Here is a 13,980-nt window from a genome sequence, read left to right as displayed (position 1 = left end):
TATGTTCGTACAAATTCAAAATTTATCTTTTCACTATTCCAGAAAACAAAATCCTGTGATTGATCGGTTTTCACTTTCAATCGAAAAAGGTGAGATTGTAGGTATCGTGGGAGCAAGCGGTAGTGGAAAAAGCACGTTATTGCGATTGCTTGCAGGTTTAGAAGACCCGACTGGCGGCAGTATCGAATTAGATGGCAGACAAATTGTAGGGGATCGAATTTATATTGAAGCGGAGAAGCGGGGCGTCGGCATGGTATTTCAAAACTATGCATTGTTCCCCCATTTAACAGTAGGTGAGAATATTTGTTTTGGACTGCATAAATTAAAGCGGGCAGAAAGAAAAGCACGGTTGAATGAAATGTTAGAGCTAGTGCAGTTACAAGAGTATGCGAAACGCTATCCCCATGAGTTGAGCGGTGGACAGCAACAACGCGTCGCATTGGCTAGGGCATTGGCACCAGCACCTTCTATTTTATTAATGGATGAGCCGTTCAGTAATTTAGACACTAATCTGAAATCGTTAATCCGTATGGAAGTTCGAGATATTTTGCAGAAAGCAAATATTACTTGTTTATTCGTTTCGCACGATCAAGCAGATGTAGACGCAATTTGTGACCGGACGATCTACATCGATTGCGCTACTTATGTAGGAACAAACAAAGAAGTCGTTTCGGTATAAAGCAGAGGGGTTCGTCCAATAAGTCATTTCCATAAAAAACATCACAGGAAATCAAGTAGCACGGACTTTCTGAACAAGACCTTTTTTCACAAATCCAAACTAATTTTGACTGAAAAGTGACAGCGTGAAATATTTAGAAAAAATGAAAAATAAAAACTAGCTTTTTACTCGGGAATATATTATGATTTGCATAGCAGTGAAAATGATTCTCATTACCAAGTGATAGATTCACTAGAACAAAGGACAAGGGGAGAAATATATTGAAGAAAAGTTCGTTATTATGGGCATTTGCTTTATTGTTGTTAGCAGCAATTTTAGGCGCATGTAGCTCAAGTTCTGAAAAAGAAGAGCAAACAGAAGAACCTGCAAAAGAAGAAGCACCTGCAGAAGACACTGCGAAAGAGGAAGAAAAAACTGGCGGTGAAGTAAATGTTTATACAGCTAGACATTACGATGTAGACGCTATTCTTTATGAAGACTTTGAAGAAAAGACAGGCATTAAAGTAAATGTCATTGAAGCAAAGGCGCCTGAGTTAATCGAGCGTTTGAAGCGTGAAGGTCAAAACACACCAGCTGACCTATTTATTACAGTAGACGGTGGAATTTTGAACACAGCGAAAGAAGAAGGGTTACTACAAGCAGTAGAGTCTGCTGAAATTGACGAACGTGTACCAGCTGAACTTCGTGATACAGATGATCAATGGATTGGTTTATCTACTCGTGCACGTGTCATCGTCTATTCGAAAGATCGTGTGAAGCCGGAAGAACTATCTACGTATGAAGACTTGGCTACAGATAAATGGAAGGGCAAATTGCTTGTTCGTTCATCTGACAGTTTGTACAACCAATCATTAATGGCATCACTCATTGCACTTGACGGTGAAGAGAAGGCGAAAGAATGGGCGCAAGGAATTGCAAACAATTTAGCGCGTGATCCTGAAGGTGGAGACCGTGACCAAGCTCGTGCGATTGTTGCAGGTGTTGGTGACGTGGCAATTATGAATAGTTATTACGTAGGCCGTATGTCTGTATCTGATGAAGCAGAAGACGTAAAAGTGTTCGAGCAAGTAGGAGTATTTTTCCCGAACCAGGAAACTACAGGTACACATATTAATATTAGTGGTGCTGGTTTAGTGAAGCATAGTAAAAATAAAGAAAACGCAGTGAAATTGATCGAGTATTTAACGACTGTTGAAGCACAAGAAGAAATTTCATTGGCAAACTTTGAATTCCCTGTGAACGAAGAAGCTAAACTACCAGAAGTTATGGCTAGCTGGGGTACATTCACTCCACAAAAAATTGATTTCGCAGACTACGGAACATACAATCCGAAAGCTGTAGAATTAATGAATGAAGTAGGTTGGAAATAAGTTGAATGGGGAAAAAGCAGCCTTATGGCTGCTTTTTTATTGTCTTCTTCATGTAAGGAACATTTTAATCCCATATACAGTCTAGTATTATATCGAGCTTGGCGATGATCCGAAGAAAGGAATTGTCTTTTTAGAAATGCGATGTTCGTGACGAGTATTTGTAGAGGTAGTGTAGCGTGTAGGGTTTCCCCTACACGTGCCCATCCGGAAAGTGTATCGTCTTAGCAAGCCACAAGACAATCCAGGTCAGCGTCATGCGATCCGTTCGTCATAGTCAAACGCGCTTTCAAATAAATGACTGAGTGAATTATACATACTATAGTTAATCAACAGGCATGTTATTATATTAACCTAGGGGGTTCAAAAGTGATAAAGTATCTGCCTTACGTTTTAATAATTTATTTGTTAGCTGGATGTGCACATGAAAGTAACACAATGTCTCTTCTTGACTATTCGGTTAAAGAAGTGAAACTATCACAATTTGAAAATTTCGGTGGAATAAATGAGCAATATGTTCTTTCGTTTGTCCGACCAGAGGAAATAGCTATCTTTGAACAAGCTGTTCAAACAGCAACTAAACAAAGCGATCCCGAAAAAAATTTCATGCCGGATTATGATTTATTAATCGAATATGACATTGCAGAAGGTGATCTACCGACCCACGGTATTCATATGTGGCTAGGAAATCCTGTACAATTTATGTATATTGCGGATCAACAAGTGTATACCGCAACAGTAGACATGTCAGAAAAATTAATCACTCTATTAAATAATCGTCCGCTTTAACTAGTGGTTCTGAAAATCAATTTTGCAGCGCTTTATACAATTGCCCTTTACGCGCATATTCGTCGACGATTCGTGTCATATCCGCACGATCTTCATCAGTCAGTTCGCGGACGACACGGGCAGGTGAGCCTAGAGCCAAAGTATTTGGCGGAATTTTCTTTCCGGGGGTTACTAAACTGCCAGCGCCTATGAAAGCTCCTTCACCTACTTCTGCACCGTCTAACACAGTGGCACCCATTCCGATAAGCGCGCCTTTTTTGATCGTACAACTATGAAGCATCACTTTATGACCGATTGTTACATCATCTTCTAAAATAAGCGGGAATTTTGGACTTTGGTGTAAACAACAGAAATCTTGAACATTTACTTTAGTACCGATGATTGTGGGAGATACATCCCCCCGAATAACTGTATTAAACCAAATGGATGACTCGGGTCCAATCGTCACATCTCCTGAAATAGTAACATAATCAGCTATATAAACAGATGGATCGATAGTTGGCATTTTACCTTCGTATGGATAAATCATTCAAATCTCCTCTTTTCTACTAGAATCATGTATAATTTATCGTAACAAACTTTTGGCTTTTCCGATACATAAGAATGCAATTACTAGAGTAAGATAGTTAAATAGGGAGTGATGTACGTGTGGAAATGGGAAGCTGAAGGTAAACCGAAAGCAGTCGTTGTAATGGTTCATAATGCGTATGAACATCATCGACGCTATGTGTGGTTGATTCAACAATTAAGAAGTAACGGATTCCATGTGGTCACAGGTGATCTACCTGGACACGGTATAGAAAATGTAGAAGTTCATACAGAAGCATTCAAAGACTATCGGAGATTTATAAAAAAAATGATACGAACAGGTCTCGATGATAAATTGCCTTTGTTTTTATTCGGACACGGGATGGGGGCAACATTTTTAATGCGCTTATTGCAAATGGAGCATATTGAGTGTGCAGGTGTGATTTGTACATCCCCGTGGCTTCAGTTGGAATATACGCCTCCTATACGGGCGAAAATGCTAACAAAGTGGTCCCAGACTACGCCGATAGACCACGAAATTACAGTGGATCAATTATCACGTGATCCAGAGTTTCTTGAACAGTTTGAAGAAGATCCGCTCTATGTGCCAATCGTTTCTGGTAGTTGGTATCGCGAATTACAAACATTGATGAAATCAGTCATGCAACCAGATTTAGTTATACAAGACGTTCCTTTATTATTGCATACGGGTGAACTAGATCGAATTACAGATAAAGAGTACACGCGTCGATGGGCATTTGGACAAAAGTTATCTGAGTTGCAGTATAAACAATGGAGAGAAGCACGCCATGACGTGTGGCAGGAACCAAATCGTGAAGATATATACTTGTATACACAATCATTTATGAATAATGCTCTTCGCTCCCTTGGCTATGTAATTGACTAACGCGAAGAAAGCCAGGATGTGAAAAAATGAGAGAACGACTGTACATAGGGATTGCAGGTGGGATTGGAGCAATGGCGCGTTTGCTAGTAGGAGAAATGCTGCTCATGAACAGTGCTTTTCCTATCGCTACATTGACAGTGAATATGGTCGGAACGCTATCGCTTTGTTTTCTTGTAGAATGGGCTAGGCTCGGCGGACATCTTCCTCCACTTGCCGTAACCGTCATGACAGTTGGTTTTCTCGGAGCTTTTACAACATTTTCAGCTGTCAGTTTAGAAACTATCCAGCTAATAGAAAATGGTCTATATCCTATGGCTATTGTTTATGTCGGAAGCAGCTTATTCGGCGGATTCACAATGGCGGCACTCGGTTTTTCATTGGCAAAGAAGGTGACTGCATGATATGGCATTACGTGGCGGTCGGCTGCGGAGGAATTCTTGGTGCATTGTTGCGCTACGAATGTGCCGCCCGCCTCAATAAGAGTTCTATGCCCTACGGTACGTTACTCGTAAATAGCATCGGTTGTTTTTTTATAGGATGGATCATCGGCTTGGGATTACCGACTGCATGGCTAATATTTTGGGCGACTGGGGTGGCGGGTGCTTTAACGACTTACTCGACATTGATGAAAGAGATATGGACGTATTGGATAGAAGATCAAAAAACACGTGCGATTCTCTATACTGTACTGACATTCGGATTAGGTCTAGTCTTAGCATATACTGGGTATAGCCTATAGAAAAGAGGTATAGATGTATGAATGAAAAGAAGCAAACAAAGAGCGGAAAATGGATTAGTTCGTTTCTAATCGCTGTAGCTGTAGCAATTGCGGTTATCTATTTTCCTGAAATTTTTGGCGAAGAGGATATACAACCGAGTCGTTCCGGTCTGATTCCTGTCGAATTAGTAAAAACAATTGACGGAGATACGATTAAAATTATATATGAGGGCAAAGAAGTAAATGTACGGTACTTATTGATCGATACGCCTGAAACGAATCATCCCCGTCTAGGGAAGCAGCCTTTCGGTCAACAAGCCAAAACGCGTAATCAAGAGCTACTGCAAAAAGGACAACTAGAAATTGAGTTCGATATTGGCGATAAATATGATAAGTACGGGAGATTACTAGCGTATATATACATAGATGGTGAGAGTGTACAGGGGCAGTTATTGAAAGAAGGACTTGCGCGGGTGGCATATGTTTATCCACCAAATACTCGGCATTTGGAGTCATTCAAGACCGCAGAGTCACAAGCAAAAAAGTCAGGAATCGGCATTTGGTCATTAGAGGACTATGCGACAGACCGCGGCTTTGACAGCGAAAAATACCCAAAGGAATCTATGAAGCAACCGACCTCTGGTAAAGAGGAATACTTTAAAAATTGCACAGAACTGCGGAAGAATTATCCAGACGGCGTCAAAAAAGGACATCCCGCTTATGCGGACAGACTAGATCGAAATAGAGATGGAAGGGCTTGTGAATGACTTTATTTAGTTAAAAATAACAACCATAATTCCATCATATTTTGCAGAAATGACTTACCTCACAAGCTCTAACTACTCCCACCCGTAAAACCCCAGCTATCTAGAAACGGCAACTAAAATAGTAAAACCTCCCTCTTAAAGAAAGTAGAAGAATACAACAAGCCAGCGACTTTGAGAATGGTCAGCGTGACAGGTGAAACACCATCGTAGCGTTAGGAGTACATCTTTTCTCTAGAGGTGTGGTTCACCGCACGCCCTCCTGAACGCGTCCAGCTGAAACGAAACGACATACCTAACGTCTCCACCACCCCCATCCGTTGAATCCAAACCATCTAAAACTAACAATACGTCTCCTATCACGCTCATTAGAATAAAGTCAGCTAGCACTATATTTCGGAAACTCTTTTGCTATCAAAACATCTCATTATAATTCGTCAATTCACGCAATGCTCGTTCCTCTGCTGGAATTCGTACCGAAAGCATCCAGGCGTTTAAAACGAGAAACAGTACAGCGGTAAAATAAGCACTAAACAATAATGGTAATACTATAAGTTCTATTGTAACAATTACATAGTTTGGATGACGGATCCAGCGGTAAGGCCCTTTTTTCTGAACAGTAGCCCCTGGTAAAATAAGAATCTTCGTATTCCAGAACTTGCCGAGGGAGGAGAGACACCAAATGCGTGCCAGTTGCATCAGAAGAAAAAAACTAAACAACAAACTGGAAAATGGAGAAAGTGGACGATCGAACCACGCTACTTCTACGAGTAATGAGATAAAAAATGCTGTATGCATAAGAACCATCCACTTGTAATGCGAAGCCCCTATTTCAATAGCTCCTTGACTGCGCATCCATTGTTCATTGCGTTTAGCTACCCCTAATTCAACTAGGCGTTGAATAACTACAATGGTGAAAACGATCAGGAATAATTTGCCCATCTCACTGCCACTCCAATAATAGTAATTCCCCGCAAAAGCCTGGTCCTAATGCTGCCATTAAGCCAATATCTCCTGAAGTCGGTTGTTGTTCGATGAAATCTTTTAATACGTATAACACGGTAGGAGAGGACATGTTGCCGTGATGTTGTAGCACTTTCTTGGAAGTAGCCGTTTGCTGTGAATCCATATGAAGTGCTTTTTCATAGGCGTCAAGTACTTTCTTTCCTCCAGGATGTGCCACAAAATGGGTAACATCCTCCATAGATAAATTTTGCTCTTTTACAAACTGGTGGACGAATGGTCCGAGCCAACTCTTGATGACGTTTGGAATACTTTTCGAAAAGACTACATGCAAACCATCATTTTTAATATCCCAGCCCATTACATCTTCAGAATCAGGCATGAAGCGTGAAGAAGTTGCACGTATTACAGGCATTGGACGGGTGCTTTTAATCGTGGATTGTTCACCTGAAACTAACGCACATGCTACACCATCTGAAAATAACGACACCCCCACTAGATTACTTTTTGTTACGTCATCACGCTGGAACGTCAAGCTACAAAGTTCCAAAGCAAGTACTAGAACATTGGATTCTGGATAAGCTTTACAATAATCGAAAGCGCGGCTCATACCCGATGCACCACCTGCACAGCCAAGACCCCAGATGGGAATACGTTTAATATCATGGCGAAACGGTAATTGATTAATAAGTCGTGCATCAATACTAGGTGTCGCTAGTCCGCTGCTAGATACGAAGAAAATCGCATCGATTTCAGCTGGATCTACCGAACGCTCTAAAGTGGCTGAGTTCGTTAAACATTTCTCTACCGCCTGTTTCCCAAGCGTCACAGCATGTTCAATATAAAGATTATTTTTCGTTTCAAAATCATGCGGTTCGGAATACCATTCTAAAGGCATACAAACTTGACGTGTATCGATCTCGCCATTTTGGAACACTTTTAGTAAACGATCAATATCTTTAAATGAATCAGAAAAAAGAGAACGAGCAAACTTCATGGCTTCTTCCTGTTTTAGTTCAACAGGTGGACAAACTGTACTGATAGATTGAATTTTTGGCATAGGCAACCTCCGTTAACTAGTAATGAGTGACATTTCTTATAGACTATATGCAAGAATGGATGAAGACTTGTCTACATATTGAAAAGTCTATTACAAGAAAATAGTATGTCTTACTTGCTATTCCCTATTAAGAGGATAAAAAACTAGTAATAGGAATGATGTTGTTCTATCATTAGTTTAGACAGATTTTGTGCAATGTATGTAATTAAGAAAGGGGAGAACAGAGATGAAATTACTGGATACGAAGAATCAGTTAACAGAAAAACAAAAGCATATGGACCGGGTGGCGGCAGTTGATAACGCAGTAGTACTGAACATCCAATTACGTAAAGGGGAAGAGATCGCCGAGCATGATGCTGATAGCGAAGTATTTATTATCGTTCGCAAAGGCCGTGTTCGTTTTACAGTGGAAGGAGAGACTGTTGAACTAACGCCCGATAATGTATTGCATATGGATCCACGTGAAAAGCATAGTTTACATGCGATTGAAGAATCTGATCTCATCGTAATTCAAGCTAAACCATAAAAGTATCTTAAGGGGCTGTCGGGAGAGTCAGTAGTATCTGACTTTCCGTGACAGTCCTTTTCTTATGGGAATAAGTGAGTGAATATGGCGATTGGATGGAGTGAAACTGGCTTGAAGTGTCTTGCGGCTTGCGCTTCCAGACGATACGCTTTCCGGAGGGGACGCGGCGGACCCCGCAAAAGTGCGCTGCGGGTTACGCCTGTCGTCCTTGATCCTCCCGGAGTCGATCGTCTTCCAGCTTCAGCCGTACTTAGTGTGTGCAAGACAGGTTGATCACTCTTTGTAGATGGAGAAAGACCAAGTAAGTAGACTTGTCTGATACCATGCGACCGTTTTTGAAGTTAAAAAGCGGTGACGTGTTGCTAGCTACTATGACTGTTTAGATGAATGGAGTGAGAAAAGCAATGACTCTATATGCATTCAGTCAGGTAATCCAAAGCTTCACCCACACTGGTCAGGAAGCGGAACATACCATACTTAATTTCTGGACGAACACTAAATGGCTTCCCGACACAAACTCAAGGATTCTCCCGGAAGAACCGGCGACTCCTGGAAAATCAGGGCGACAGGCGTAATCGCCAAAGAACTTCTGGCGAGTCCGCCGCGCCCCCTCAGGAAAGCGTCCGGTTCTGTAGGGAGAATCCTAACACGTACACTCTTTTTCTGCACTACAAAGAAGAAGTCACTCACTCCACTCCAACTTCAGGCCGAACACCAATTAACTTCCCGACAAAAACTCAAGGATTCTCCCGGAAGAACCGGCGACTCTTGGAGGATCAGGGTGACAGGCGTAATCGCCACGCACTTTTGGCGAGTCCGCCGCGTCCCCTCAGGAAAGCGTCCGATTCTGTAGGGAGAATCCTCACACATACATTCATTTTCTGCCCCACAAAGAATTCTTCGAGTGAGGAGAAAAATACTGTCTGCTTTCTAAGGCAACGAATTATAAAACAAAACTGAGCAAAGGAAAACGAGTCGTTTTTCTCTGCTCAGTTTATACAAACGCCATATTGGACAGCTACTTTTAAATGGTGGGTACCGTGTCGCATAATTTTCGTAAACTTACTACAAAAGCTTCTGTTTGCTCTGTCGTTCGCTTTTTCGGACCTCGTAATCTTCCGCCTGCACGACGGATTTTCTGCGCTTTATGACGTGCTGCTAACAACTGATCGATATTTTCATTTGTGAACCATCTGCCGTTTTGATCGAGCGGAAATCCTTGTTTTGCTAAAGCCATGGCGGCTAGTCCATAATCTTGGGTTACGATAATATCACCTTTTTTTATGCGATTGACTAACACGAAATCGACTGCATCTGCACCTTTTGATACAGTAATCGTTTCTGCCCCATCGCGGTGCATTTCATGTGCTGTATCACAAAGTAATATACAGGGAAACCGGTATTCTTTAGCAATCGCAATAGTTTCGTTAATTACAGAACAACCATCTGCATCAACCAAAATTGTTGTCATAAAATTTTTCACCTCTCTATTTCCATTCATACGTTTTAGTATAACAAATATCGGGTAACATAAGTGAAAACAGTAAATTGAGGTGACGCTGAATGGCTGATTTGCCAAAAGATGAAAGAACTACTGCACAACAACGTGAACAATACGGACGGGAAATGGATGCACGCAATGCGGCCATGGAAAATGTTGAAGTTCCACCAGAAACACGTGCATTAGCAGAACATGAAATCCCGCCACCTTTAACAGAAGAAGAAATTCGCGCAAAAGTCGGCGATCAGAATTATGACAATGCTACAGATGACAACGCACCGACATCGATTAATAGTTAATGTAAAGAAAGGAGCATCTATTGGATGTTCCTTTTTGTGTGTGAAAATGAAACATCATACACTCTTGAAACGTATAAAAGGCATACTAATTATTGGAGTGATTAAAGTTGAATGAAGGGTATTTCGTAGGCTGGGGAACACTAGCCTTAATCAACGCTGTACTTGCGCAAGGTAAAAACCGTAGTGGTTTGAATTGGTTCATACTTTCCCTATTTATTGGTCCATTTGCTACCCTCTTCTTAGCGCTATCAGCTAAAAAGTGATAAACTATTTAGGAAACCGAAATAGTGAGAGGGGTTAATAAAAAAATGCAAATCCATACAGAAATTTTATTGGCAACTGCTGGCCAAGTGACAAAAAATCAATTGGTGAAACAATTCGTCGAGAATCAAACAGGCGGATATTGTTCACTCGTACTAGAAGATAAACAAGTAGTCGTTTTAAAAGATAAGAAGTGGAAATCACTAGAGGATATCCGTAGTATCGCGGGAGAAGTATCCCGTAATCTAGCTGCACAAAAAGTACAGACTGCAACGATTCAAGCAGATGTATTAGCGGAGAAATGGTCTGACGCTGACGAAGCGGTTACTGCATTCGTGGAAGGTTGGCATCTCGGAGCGTATAATTTCGATCGTTATCAATCTAAAAAAGCAAATCCGGTAACGAAATTAACCGTTAGTGGAGCAGATTCAGCGTTGGTGAAAATTGGAGAAGTACGCGCAGCAGCGATGGCATTTTCACGTGACTTGATGAATGAATTATCTGATGTTCTAAATCCAGAGACATATCCAGAAGTCTTGAAAGAACACTTTAAAGGTACGAAAGTGAAGATTGATGTACTAGGTAAGAAAGAAATTGAAGAGCGACAGATGAATGGTGTATTAACTGTTTGTCGCGGTAGTAAGTATGAGCCTTCATTCGTTGAGATGACGTTGCAGACAGATGCATCGAAGCCGTTAGTGGCACTTGTTGGTAAAGGCGTAACTTATGATTCAGGTGGTATTAGCTTGAAAGGTGGACGTGACGACAGTGATATGCGTATGGATATGGGTGGTTCAGCGGCTGTCAGCGGTGCGTTATCACTTCTAGCGCATTCTGATGCAAAAGTGAATGTCGTTGTACTAATTCCAATGGTTGAAAATACACCAGGACCAGACGCTGTTATGCCAGGTGAAGTGATTCAATTTAAGAATGGCATCAGTGTACAAGTCGGGAATACAGACGCAGAAGGTCGTTTGATCTTAGCGGATGGATTGATTCGTGCGGAGGAACTGGGCGCAGACTATACGGTGGATATCGCTACATTAACAGGTGCAGTCGTTGCGGCACTAGGTACAGAAATGGGTGGCGTTTTCGGTGACGAAGAACTGGCGTACAAAATGAAGAAAATCGGCGATCAAAACGGTGACTTTATCTGGCCACTTCCTTTAGTGGATGCTTATGAAGAATCATTAGACAGTGCCTATGCGGATTGTAATAATATCAGTTCGTTGTCTGTAGCAGGTTCAATTACTGCAGGATTATTCTTGCGTAAATTTGCACCGAAGACGAACTGGCTACATGTCGATATGGCAGGCGTTATGGATAAGCAGAAGCCTAAAGGATATTATACGAAATCCGCAACAGGCTATGGCGCTCGATTGCTTGCAGATTATACGACTTCGTTAACTAAATAAAATGGTGAAAGACCGTCCATTTACATGTGGCGGTCTTTTTTTCGTGTAGATACTGACTTGTGATTATAAATATAGCGACGGTGAAGCGATTCCAGCGAGAATGAGTAAGAGGGATACGGAAGCGATGATGGCGGGTTTCATGAAGGTTGGTTCTTCTTTCACTAAGGCTTTGATTGCGTAAATGAGAGAAATGACAAATACGAAAGGCCAGATGAACCAAGTCCATAGATAAAGAATACTAGATAATTTCATTAGACTAATAAACATAGGTAACTCTCCTTTCTTAGCGTAAGACTTTCTCGAATACTGTTAAAGTAAGACGTTCTGTTACTTGTCTTTCCCCTTTTTTAAAATATTCACACTTTTTATAGAGATGTATTGCAGGAAAGTTTTTTGAGCCAGTAGAAACTATTACTTTTTTTGCGGTATATTCATATTCTTCAATGAAACATAGTAACTGCTCCGCAATTCCTTTTCGGAAATAGGTTGGATGAATCATCAACCGGTGAATATCGTTGTATGTTCATCAAGTTTATAAGATATCACACCGCTTAATTCTTCCTGAACATAATAGCCGAAGAATGTTTCACCGCATGAAGACAATGTTTCAATAGTGTCTTTTAACGGCGGGATATCATCGAATTCAATAATTTTTGCTTCTACCTGATAGGAAAGTAACTGAATCTGTAATACGCTATCAGTAGTCGCTTTCTTTGTGATATCTAGTTTTTTGATCAATGGGTTCCACTCTTCTGTAGATGATTTCTTTTATAAAAAAGACGAGCGGAAGATATACTTCGACTCGTCCTTCATTTATGTACATAAAACCACTTCCCGCGAAAATGTACCTTTCCGCGCAAGACAGCGATCGGCAATTACCCAACCCGCTACTTCAAGCATATCATCCATATTCTCAATCGTAACAATTAAACAGCTCTTCGCAAAGCGTCTCGCTTCTTTCAAAATATCCAGCTGACCTTCTGCCGTAATATGTGTAAATAAATTATATGGCATATCAATAATCGCTACATCATATAATTCATCCACTTCCGCAATAGGTCCAACTTCCACACTACCTTGTAATTCAAAATAAGCAATATTTTTTCTAGAACCGTTGACGACTAAAGGATTGATGTCGCGTCCTTCAATAGGAATGCCCATCGACAATGCTTCAACAAGCACCGTGCCAATTCCACAGCACGGATCGATGACGCGGATGCCTTCAGGATGCGGCACTGCAATATTGACAGCTGCTCTTGCTAAACGAGTTCCGAGCGCAGTAGAGTACATATGTGGCTTCTGCTGATGCGCATGCCAATCCGATGAACTCTCGATTAATTCACCTGCATACCACTGATCATCTAATTGGACAATGCCGATGAGTAGTTCGGGGTAATCTAATTCGGGTTCACCTGAAATATTCAAACCTACTGTACGCTCGATATCACGTCTTTGAGCATGAATGATTTTGGGAGTATCCGCTAAATCCATCTCATTCAAGCATACTGTCTTAAATGATTTTGCTACTTCTAGTTGAGTGGCTTGCTGAGCTAATGACTCTAAATTATCCGCATGAAGCCACACTTCTAAACGGGCTTTCATGAAAGGACTTCGCGAAGGATTAACCGCTATTTCACTTTGAATGACATTATCCTCTACATCTTTACCGAAAAAAGCGCGCATTTCCATCCGGCATAGTTCCTGTTCATCACGATGCCGGATATACGTATAGATAAATGAAGTAGTCATTACTTGCTTGCTCTCAATTCATCAAGGTCGCCAAGTATCCCGTTAAGTAACTGCAAAACGTCCTGAATCGGCATAGTTTCTTCAAAACCTTCAATCGAATCTAGTGGCATATTGATTTCCCAAAAGCCTTCGTTATCAGAAAATGAAATGCTTAGTCCGAGCAATTGATTCTGAACTTTTTCCTCAATGAATTGACGAATAACATCGCCTTCTTTTTTCTTACCTTGTAGACCAAACAAGACCATATATGTTTTGAATATATCATCGACTTCCAATGCTAGGGAATCCACATGAATATGATCAAAATCAGGAGAATCTACAAAGAAAAATTCAGCTATATTTGATTGTAAATACGAAATGGGTTGCTGTAAAAAATGATCATCTGCTGTGCGGATCGTATCTTCTGTTTCCTTTAAGCAGATTTCTAACGCTTCAATTGTTAATGGCTTCATAT

The 13,980-nt window shown here is 41.0% G+C and carries 20 protein-coding genes; 11 read left to right on the top strand and 9 right to left on the bottom strand.

Translation table 11 applies throughout. The features are described from left to right. Position 1 precedes the first annotated feature (1 nt). The 3 genes from DV702_RS07685 (at position 2) to DV702_RS07675 (ending at position 2,835) form a co-directional block, all read left to right on the top strand. On the top strand, positions 2–679 hold the full coding sequence (locus DV702_RS07685; protein WP_371682734.1) for an ABC transporter ATP-binding protein: 678 nt from the start codon (positions 2–4) through the stop codon (positions 677–679). A 257-nt stretch (positions 680–936) separates the two neighbouring features. Then, entirely contained in the window at positions 937–2,049 is a 1,113-nt protein-coding gene (locus DV702_RS07680) for a Fe(3+) ABC transporter substrate-binding protein (RefSeq protein WP_371682753.1), read from the top strand. Positions 2,050–2,415: 366 nt separating this feature from the next. After that, positions 2,416–2,835: a hypothetical protein gene (locus tag DV702_RS07675; RefSeq protein ID WP_114924246.1), complete on the top strand. Its 420-nt coding sequence runs from the start codon at positions 2,416–2,418 to the stop codon at positions 2,833–2,835. A 16-nt stretch (positions 2,836–2,851) separates the two neighbouring features. Here DV702_RS07675 and DV702_RS07670 read toward each other — a convergent pair whose 3' ends face one another. Further along, on the bottom strand, positions 2,852–3,364 hold the full coding sequence (locus DV702_RS07670; RefSeq protein WP_114924245.1) for a gamma carbonic anhydrase: 513 nt from the start codon (positions 3,362–3,364) through the stop codon (positions 2,852–2,854). Positions 3,365–3,475: 111 nt separating this feature from the next. Between DV702_RS07670 and DV702_RS07665 the strand changes: the two genes are divergently transcribed. The 4 genes from DV702_RS07665 to DV702_RS07650 are packed head-to-tail and all read left to right on the top strand — an operon-like array spanning position 3,476 to position 5,755. After that, positions 3,476–4,270: an alpha/beta fold hydrolase gene (locus tag DV702_RS07665; RefSeq protein ID WP_114924244.1), complete on the top strand. Its 795-nt coding sequence runs from the start codon at positions 3,476–3,478 to the stop codon at positions 4,268–4,270. A 26-nt stretch (positions 4,271–4,296) separates the two neighbouring features. Next, positions 4,297–4,671 (top strand): fluoride efflux transporter CrcB, encoded by a 375-nt coding sequence (gene crcB, locus DV702_RS07660; protein WP_114924243.1) that lies wholly within the window; start codon positions 4,297–4,299, stop codon positions 4,669–4,671. Next, positions 4,668–5,009: a fluoride efflux transporter FluC gene (locus DV702_RS07655; protein ID WP_114924242.1), complete on the top strand. Its 342-nt coding sequence runs from the start codon at positions 4,668–4,670 to the stop codon at positions 5,007–5,009. The genes crcB and DV702_RS07655 overlap by 4 nt, the downstream gene beginning before the upstream one ends. Before the next feature lie 17 nt (positions 5,010–5,026). Next, positions 5,027–5,755: a thermonuclease family protein gene (locus DV702_RS07650; protein ID WP_114924241.1), complete on the top strand. Its 729-nt coding sequence runs from the start codon at positions 5,027–5,029 to the stop codon at positions 5,753–5,755. A gap of 411 nt (positions 5,756–6,166) precedes the next feature. Here DV702_RS07650 and DV702_RS07645 read toward each other — a convergent pair whose 3' ends face one another. Together DV702_RS07645 and DV702_RS07640 are read right to left on the bottom strand one after the other, a co-directional pair. Continuing rightward, positions 6,167–6,694, bottom strand: coding sequence for an isoprenylcysteine carboxyl methyltransferase family protein (locus DV702_RS07645; protein WP_114924240.1), 528 nt, complete (start codon positions 6,692–6,694; stop codon positions 6,167–6,169). A gap of 1 nt (position 6,695) precedes the next feature. Next, positions 6,696–7,775, bottom strand: coding sequence for a type III polyketide synthase (locus tag DV702_RS07640; protein ID WP_114924239.1), 1,080 nt, complete (start codon positions 7,773–7,775; stop codon positions 6,696–6,698). 226 nt (positions 7,776–8,001) lie between these two features. Here DV702_RS07640 and DV702_RS07635 point away from each other — a divergent pair, with 226 nt between their 5' ends. Then, entirely contained in the window at positions 8,002–8,301 is a 300-nt protein-coding gene (locus tag DV702_RS07635; RefSeq protein ID WP_114924238.1) for a cupin domain-containing protein, read from the top strand. Positions 8,302–9,325: 1,024 nt separating this feature from the next. On the opposite strand, the gene DV702_RS07630 is transcribed toward DV702_RS07635, so the two are convergent. After that, a complete protein-coding gene (locus DV702_RS07630; protein ID WP_114924237.1) occupies positions 9,326–9,772 on the bottom strand; it encodes a YaiI/YqxD family protein in 447 nt (148 codons plus the stop codon). A 92-nt stretch (positions 9,773–9,864) separates the two neighbouring features. Between DV702_RS07630 and DV702_RS07625 the strand changes: the two genes are divergently transcribed. The 3 genes from DV702_RS07625 to DV702_RS07620 all read left to right on the top strand — a co-directional run bounded on the left by DV702_RS07625 (position 9,865) and on the right by DV702_RS07620 (position 11,777). Next, positions 9,865–10,101: a hypothetical protein gene (locus tag DV702_RS07625; protein WP_114924236.1), complete on the top strand. Its 237-nt coding sequence runs from the start codon at positions 9,865–9,867 to the stop codon at positions 10,099–10,101. Between the two features lie 107 nt (positions 10,102–10,208). Beyond that, positions 10,209–10,364: a hypothetical protein gene (locus tag DV702_RS17010; RefSeq protein ID WP_205407231.1), complete on the top strand. Its 156-nt coding sequence runs from the start codon at positions 10,209–10,211 to the stop codon at positions 10,362–10,364. A 45-nt stretch (positions 10,365–10,409) separates the two neighbouring features. Further along, positions 10,410–11,777 carry a leucyl aminopeptidase family protein gene (locus DV702_RS07620; RefSeq protein ID WP_114924235.1) on the top strand — a complete coding sequence of 456 codons (1,368 nt, stop codon included), beginning with the start codon at positions 10,410–10,412 and terminating at the stop codon, positions 11,775–11,777. Between the two features lie 63 nt (positions 11,778–11,840). Here the strand turns inward: DV702_RS07620 and DV702_RS07615 are convergent, their stop codons facing one another. The 5 genes from DV702_RS07615 to DV702_RS07600 form a co-directional block, all read right to left on the bottom strand. Continuing rightward, entirely contained in the window at positions 11,841–12,044 is a 204-nt protein-coding gene (locus DV702_RS07615; protein ID WP_114924234.1) for a hypothetical protein, read from the bottom strand. A gap of 16 nt (positions 12,045–12,060) precedes the next feature. Continuing rightward, positions 12,061–12,276: a GNAT family N-acetyltransferase gene (locus DV702_RS17100; protein WP_240315728.1), complete on the bottom strand. Its 216-nt coding sequence runs from the start codon at positions 12,274–12,276 to the stop codon at positions 12,061–12,063. Then, positions 12,276–12,515, bottom strand: coding sequence for a hypothetical protein (locus DV702_RS17095; protein WP_240315699.1), 240 nt, complete (start codon positions 12,513–12,515; stop codon positions 12,276–12,278). The genes DV702_RS17100 and DV702_RS17095 overlap by 1 nt, the downstream gene beginning before the upstream one ends. Positions 12,516–12,590: 75 nt before the next feature. Continuing rightward, the gene (locus tag DV702_RS07605; RefSeq protein WP_114924233.1) at positions 12,591–13,526 is read right to left on the bottom strand and encodes a TRM11 family SAM-dependent methyltransferase; all 936 of its coding nucleotides are present in this window, start codon (positions 13,524–13,526) and stop codon (positions 12,591–12,593) included. After that, positions 13,526–13,978 carry a protoporphyrinogen oxidase gene (locus DV702_RS07600; RefSeq protein WP_114924232.1) on the bottom strand — a complete coding sequence of 151 codons (453 nt, stop codon included), beginning with the start codon at positions 13,976–13,978 and terminating at the stop codon, positions 13,526–13,528. The genes DV702_RS07605 and DV702_RS07600 overlap by 1 nt, the downstream gene beginning before the upstream one ends. Positions 13,979–13,980 lie beyond the last annotated feature (2 nt).

The sequence above is a fragment of the Sporosarcina sp. PTS2304 genome, assembly GCF_003351785.1.
GTDB lineage: Bacteria > Bacillota > Bacilli > Bacillales_A > Planococcaceae > Sporosarcina.
The sequence above is the reverse complement of the archived record's forward strand: the minus strand, read 5'-3'. Positions and strand labels throughout refer to the sequence as shown.

Bases quoted from the DNA above. Each gene is read 5' to 3' on its own strand.
- DV702_RS07685 (WP_371682734.1), top strand. From the start codon at position 2: ATGTTCGTACAAATTCAAAATTTATCTTTTCACTATTCCAGAAAACAA.
- DV702_RS07670 (WP_114924245.1), bottom strand. From the start codon at position 3,364: ATGATTTATCCATACGAAGGTAAAATGCCAACTATCGATCCATCTGTT.
- DV702_RS07665 (WP_114924244.1), top strand. From the start codon at position 3,476: ATGTACGTGTGGAAATGGGAAGCTGAAGGTAAACCGAAAGCAGTCGTT.
- crcB (WP_114924243.1), top strand. From the start codon at position 4,297: ATGAGAGAACGACTGTACATAGGGATTGCAGGTGGGATTGGAGCAATG.
- DV702_RS07655 (WP_114924242.1), top strand. From the start codon at position 4,668: ATGATATGGCATTACGTGGCGGTCGGCTGCGGAGGAATTCTTGGTGCA.
- DV702_RS07650 (WP_114924241.1), top strand. From the start codon at position 5,027: ATGAATGAAAAGAAGCAAACAAAGAGCGGAAAATGGATTAGTTCGTTT.
- DV702_RS07645 (WP_114924240.1), bottom strand. From the start codon at position 6,694: ATGGGCAAATTATTCCTGATCGTTTTCACCATTGTAGTTATTCAACGC.
- DV702_RS07640 (WP_114924239.1), bottom strand. From the start codon at position 7,775: ATGCCAAAAATTCAATCTATCAGTACAGTTTGTCCACCTGTTGAACTA.
- DV702_RS07635 (WP_114924238.1), top strand. From the start codon at position 8,002: ATGAAATTACTGGATACGAAGAATCAGTTAACAGAAAAACAAAAGCAT.
- DV702_RS07630 (WP_114924237.1), bottom strand. From the start codon at position 9,772: ATGACAACAATTTTGGTTGATGCAGATGGTTGTTCTGTAATTAACGAA.
- DV702_RS07625 (WP_114924236.1), top strand. From the start codon at position 9,865: ATGGCTGATTTGCCAAAAGATGAAAGAACTACTGCACAACAACGTGAA.
- DV702_RS07620 (WP_114924235.1), top strand. From the start codon at position 10,410: ATGCAAATCCATACAGAAATTTTATTGGCAACTGCTGGCCAAGTGACA.
- DV702_RS07615 (WP_114924234.1), bottom strand. From the start codon at position 12,044: ATGTTTATTAGTCTAATGAAATTATCTAGTATTCTTTATCTATGGACT.
- DV702_RS17100 (WP_240315728.1), bottom strand. From the start codon at position 12,276: ATGATTCATCCAACCTATTTCCGAAAAGGAATTGCGGAGCAGTTACTA.
- DV702_RS07605 (WP_114924233.1), bottom strand. From the start codon at position 13,526: ATGACTACTTCATTTATCTATACGTATATCCGGCATCGTGATGAACAG.
- DV702_RS07600 (WP_114924232.1), bottom strand. From the start codon at position 13,978: ATGAAGCCATTAACAATTGAAGCGTTAGAAATCTGCTTAAAGGAAACA.